The organism is Bradyrhizobium genosp. SA-3 (assembly GCF_004212635.1).
Lineage (GTDB): Bacteria > Pseudomonadota > Alphaproteobacteria > Rhizobiales > Xanthobacteraceae > Bradyrhizobium.
In genome coordinates, this window is the sequence record NZ_PSRT01000272.1 from 1 (window position 1) to 3,615 (window position 3,615).

Here is a 3,615-nt window from a genome sequence, read left to right on the forward strand (position 1 = left end):
GGAGAGGCGACACAGGCACGGATGCGATGGGGGTATCGGCATCTCCTTGCATGCATTATACCAGTTGCCATCGCCACGCACTTCGCTTTACATGCCGGCAACTCGCCCTCGGACGACGTAGGCGGCCCAAAAAAGCAGCATAATTCTCGAAGGGACGAAATATGGCGCGTAACATCCTGATTCTCGGAGCTTCTTACGGCTCCCTGCTGGGCACGAAGCTGCTGATGGCGGGACATAACGTGACCCTGGTCTGCCGCGCCAAGACCGCGGAGCTGATCAACCGGGATGGTACCGAGGTGCGCATCAAGTTGCGCGATGAGGCGGTGCATCGGGCGATCTTCTCGCGCGACCTGCCCGGCAAGCTCGACGCCGTGACACCGGCCAATGTCGACCTCTCCCGTTACGACCTGGTCGGCCTCGCGATGCAGGAGCCGCAATACACCAACCACACCGTGCGCGTTCTCATGGTCAAGATCGCCGCGGCGAAGCTGCCGTGCCTGTCGATCATGAACATGCCGCCGCTGCCCTATCTGAAGCGGATCCCGGCGCTCGCAGACATGGATCTCGAGGAGGCCTACACCAATGCGCAGGTGTGGGAGCGATTCGAGCCGGGGCTGGTGACGCTGTGCTCGCCCGACCCGCAGGCGTTCCGTCCGCCGGAAGAGGCGGCGAACGTGCTTCATGTCGGCCTGCCCACGAACTTCAAGGCATCGGTGTTCGCAGACGAGAAGCACAACAAGCTGCTGCGCGAGCTCGAAGCCGACATCGACGCGGTGACACTCGACGGCCACGACGTGCCGGTGAAGCTGAAGGTGTTCGACTCGTTGTTCGTGCCGCTGGCGAAATGGTCGATGCTGCTGACCGGCAACTACCGCTGCATCACGCCGAATGAGCCGCAGTCGATCCGCGACGCCGTGCATGGCGACCTCGCGCGCTCGCAGACGATCTACGACCATGTCGATGCCATCGCCCGCCGCCTCGGCGCCGACCCGCAGGACCAGGTGCCGTTCGCGAAATATGCCAAGGCCGCTGAAAGCCTGCTCAAGCCGTCGTCGGCCGCCCGCGCGGTCGCGAGCGGCGCGCCCTTCATCGAGCGCGTCGACTTGCTGGTGAAGCTGATCTCGCATCAGCTCGGCGCGCCCAACGCCGAGATCGACCGCACCGTCGACACCGTCGACCAGAAGCTGAACGAGAAGATCGTGCAGGGCGGATCCGGCGCGCAGTAGGCCGCCGTTTCCAGCAACGTCGGCGCTCACCCGCTCCAGAGCGATTGAATCCGGATCAGGCCGGTCGCGGCGACCAGCGTGACCGCGCCGGCGCGTGTGACAAGGTCGGGATGCCCGAGGCGGCGGCCGCCTCGGCCGAGCGTTGCACCAGTATCACCCACGCAGCGCCTGCCGTGAACGATCTGAACCACTGCTCGCTGCAGGTTCGGTGTACGGCACTGTTCCCGGTGTGGCGCAAACTCAACGACAGTCGTCGCATCTCCATTAGTCACGCGATCGGGTCGCGTTCACATCGCGACGACGCGCGGTCCGCTGATATCACGACTGCGTGAGACGACGGCATGCCGCCTGTCAGATCCCGGTGCTTCGCGAGCAAAGCGAGCCGATTCGACGCGAATGGCTCCCCCTCATGTGCTGGCCCTGCATTCACGCAGACGTTGCATGCGCGCAGAACGGGCCCGGCTTCTTGCCCAGCCGACAGAGGGGTGAGCAACATATCTTTTTAGGTCAGGTGTCTATGACCTGTTTGCCGGTCTGTTGTCCGGCGAAATCGCAATGCACGGCCGAGAGAACAAGAACAACAACAATGGATCAGGCGATGCTGAGCGTCGTCCGCGCGGTCGAGGCAGGCGCGACGACGATGAAGGGCGTGATCGATGCAACCGGACTGTCCCGTCTCAAGATCGAGCGGGCGTTGACCGCGCTGGAGAAGCAGAAGCTGCTGGTGCGCGACGGCCAGGGCTTTCGCGCGACCGGCCTGCCGAAGACGGCCCGCCCGGTTCGGCAATGCGGCTCATGCAACGCCTGCTGCGATATCCTCGAAGTGGCCGGCGTCGACAAGCCGGTGAACCAGCTCTGCAAACATTGGCAAGCGGGCACGGGATGCACCATCTACGATCGCCGCCCACAAATGTGCCGGTCGTTCGTCTGTGCCTGGCTGCAGGGCCATCTCGACGACGACTGGTTTCCGGCGAAGTCGGGCATCGTGGTGCATTTCAGCCAGGACGCCGTCAACGTCACGGTCGACGATGATTGTCCCGACCGCTGGCGCGAGGAGCCGTATTTCAGCAAGCTTGCCGAATGGTCGCTGAGCGGGATCAGGCGGATCGGAAACCGCGGCTATGCGACCCTCGTCGTGTCCGGCACCGAGCGGTTCCTGCTGCTGGGACGCACCGTCGTTCCCGATCCGACGCTGTTCGGTACCGCATTCCTGCCGCTCACCGCCGACACCTTCCGGTTCTGGCGCGCAAAGTCGCCCGAGCATTTGCAGCGGCTGCATGAGCGCATCGCCGAGATCGAACGGATCAGGCAGGAATTCGGATCCTGCGCCATCCCTGAGAACGAGGACGACGATCCCCGCGCGCCTTATCGGCCCGCGCTTCTACGGTTGTCGCATCACGCCTGAACTCCGCCGTGGGCAACACGGTCTGATTCGCGCGGTAGCGCTCGACGCGCCCGGCCGGGTTGATAAGCCCCTGTCCGCGAATGGCGGGACTTGAGTCGGGGACATGACGGTTGCGATCGAGATGGGGCAGACCACGGCAGGCGCCGCGGCGGCCATGGACCTCGAGGAACTGCTGGCGACCCGCCTCCTGGTTCAGGGCAATTCGGGCTCCGGCAAATCGCATCTGCTGCGACGGCTCCTGGAACAGAGCGCGCCCTGGGTGCAGCAGGCCATCATCGACCCCGAGGGCGACTTCGTCACGCTGGCCGAACGCTTCGGCCACCTGGTGATCGCGGCCGAGGATCACACCGAGCGCGGGCTTCAGGTCGCTGGCGAGCGCGCGCGGCTGCATCGCGTCTCCACCGTGCTCAATCTCGAAGGGCTCGACGCCGAGAACCAGATGCGGCGCGCCGCGGCGTTCCTCGGCGGGATGTTCGACGTCGACCGCGATCATTGGTACCCGATGCTCGTGGTCGTCGACGAGGCGCAGCTGTTTGCGCCGGCGGTTGCCGGCGAAGTCTCGGACGAGGCGCGAAAACTGTCGCTCGGCGCCATGACCAATCTGATGTGCCGCGGCCGCAAGCGCGGGCTCGCCGGCATCATCGCAACCCAGCGTCTGGCCAAGCTCGCCAAGAACGTCGCGGCGGAAGCCTCCAACTTCCTGATGGGCCGGACCTTCCTCGACATCGACATGGCGCGCGCCGCCGACCTGCTCGGCATGGAGCGGCGGCAGGCCGAAGCTTTTCGCGATCTCGAGCGCGGACAGTTCATGGCGTTGGGACCTGCGCTGTCGCGGCGTCCCCTGCGTTTGAACATCGGCCCGACCGACACGAGCCCGCGCAATTCCACGCCGCGGCTGATGCCGCTGCCGGAAGCGACACTGGAAGATGCGCGCGCCGTGATCCTGGCGGCGCCGCCGCCCGATGCCAGCCGCCCGCAACGCCG

At 65.5% G+C, this 3,615-nt stretch carries 4 protein-coding genes; 3 read left to right on the forward strand and 1 reads right to left on the reverse strand.

Features of this window, described 5'->3' with window-relative positions:
• The first annotated feature begins 161 nt into the window (after positions 1-161).
• A complete protein-coding gene (locus tag CWO91_RS41775) occupies positions 162-1,226 on the forward strand; it encodes a ketopantoate reductase family protein (protein ID WP_130221113.1) in 1,065 nt (354 codons plus the stop codon).
• A gap of 26 nt (positions 1,227-1,252) precedes the next feature.
• Here CWO91_RS41775 and CWO91_RS45180 read toward each other — a convergent pair whose 3' ends face one another.
• Positions 1,253-1,387 (reverse strand): hypothetical protein, encoded by a 135-nt coding sequence (locus CWO91_RS45180; protein ID WP_283811087.1) that lies wholly within the window; start codon positions 1,385-1,387, stop codon positions 1,253-1,255.
• A gap of 425 nt (positions 1,388-1,812) precedes the next feature.
• Between CWO91_RS45180 and CWO91_RS41780 the strand changes: the two genes are divergently transcribed.
• Both CWO91_RS41780 and CWO91_RS41785 read left to right on the forward strand, forming a co-directional pair.
• Positions 1,813-2,631 carry a YkgJ family cysteine cluster protein gene (locus CWO91_RS41780; protein WP_130221114.1) on the forward strand — a complete coding sequence of 273 codons (819 nt, stop codon included), beginning with the start codon at positions 1,813-1,815 and terminating at the stop codon, positions 2,629-2,631.
• Between the two features lie 103 nt (positions 2,632-2,734).
• On the forward strand, positions 2,735-3,615 hold an 881-nt coding region (locus tag CWO91_RS41785), incomplete at its 3' end, for an ATP-binding protein (RefSeq protein WP_130221115.1).